Annotated in this window: 1 protein-coding gene; it reads left to right on the plus strand. The window is 75.2% G+C overall.

Features of this window, described 5'->3' with window-relative positions:
- Positions 1–832: PH domain-containing protein (locus G3I65_RS52000; protein WP_160703463.1), on the plus strand; the 832-nt coding region annotated here is incomplete at both ends.

An 832-nucleotide genomic window follows, 5' to 3' on the forward strand; every position in this document is an offset into this window, starting at 1 on the left:
TCGCTGTGGCTCGTCCCGGCGGCCGTCCTGTTCGTCGGCGCCGGCGTGCTCGCCGACTTCGTCCGCTGGCGCGCCACCCGGTTCCGCTGCACGCCCGAGCGCCTGGAGCTCGAGTTCCGGTTCGTCGCCCACACGCGGAAGTCCTTGCCGCGCGAGCGGATACGCACCGTCGACCTGACGGCCAACCCGCTGCACCGCGCGTTCGGCGTCGCCGTGCTGACCATCGGGACCGGGCAGCAGGACGAGATCGCGCTCGCCCCGCTGGCCCGGGCGGACGCCGAAGCCCTGCGCACCGAACTGCTGCACCGCGTCCCGGCCGCCGAACGCGCCGACGGTGCGCTGGCGAGCCTCGACAAGCGGTGGATCCGGTACGCGCCGGTGTCGTTCGTCGCGCCCGCGCTCGGCCTGTCCGCGTTCGGCGCGCTGTTCAAGGTCGCGGACTGGTTCGGCGCCGGCGGCGGGCTGCTGAAGTGGCTGCTCGACCTCTTCGGCGACGTCCCCCTGGCCGCGAGCATCCTGCTCCTGCTGGTCCTCGCGATCGTGCTCGGCGTCGCCGGCGCCGCGGGCCTGTTCGCCGAGATGTGGTGGCACTACCGGCTGGACCGCGAACCCGGCGGCACCCTGCGCGTCCGCCGCGGCCTGCTGACCACCCGGTCGATCACGATCGAAGAGCGGCGCCTGCGCGGGGTCGAGCTCGTCGAGCCGCTCGGGGCCCGGCTCGCCGGCGCCGCGCGCGTGGACGCCATCGCCACCGGCATGAAGCGCGACGACGGCAAGACCGAAGCCAAGACGCTGCTGCCCGCGGCGCCGCGCGCGGTGGCCGGGGACGTGG

Source organism: Amycolatopsis sp. SID8362 (assembly GCF_010550475.1).
Taxonomy (GTDB): Bacteria; Actinomycetota; Actinomycetes; order Mycobacteriales; family Pseudonocardiaceae; genus Amycolatopsis; species Amycolatopsis eburnea.